This window comes from Bacillus sp. SIMBA_074 (assembly GCF_046534555.1).
GTDB lineage: Bacteria > Bacillota > Bacilli > Bacillales > Bacillaceae_G > Bacillus_A > Bacillus_A mycoides.
The window spans coordinates 1-244 of record NZ_JAWRYM010001071.1 but is presented as its reverse complement, the minus strand read 5'-3'; the positions used below and the strand labels follow the sequence as shown (position 1 = coordinate 244).

Here is a 244-nt window from a genome sequence, read left to right as displayed (position 1 = left end):
CACAAAACCGTATTCGAACGGCGAAAGGATATTGCGTCGACGCTGCGCGACTTCGAACGCGATGGCGACCTGACCGTGTGTGAGCAGATCGGCGACGACGTGTTGGAGGTCGCGGCGCGGGTCAAGCAGGTTCACGACGCGGGCTTACTCGACAAGGTGGGCGCTGACCCGGCGGGCATCGGCGGAATTCTCGACGCGCTGGTAGAGGTAGGCATCCCGGAGGATTCGATTGTTGGTATCTCGC

1 protein-coding gene is annotated in these 244 nt (G+C 61.9%); it reads left to right on the top strand.

What is annotated here, in order from left to right; genetic code table 11:
- A partial coding sequence (locus SB773_RS34055) for a hypothetical protein (RefSeq protein ID WP_410594909.1) occupies positions 1 to 244 on the top strand: 244 nt, incomplete at both ends.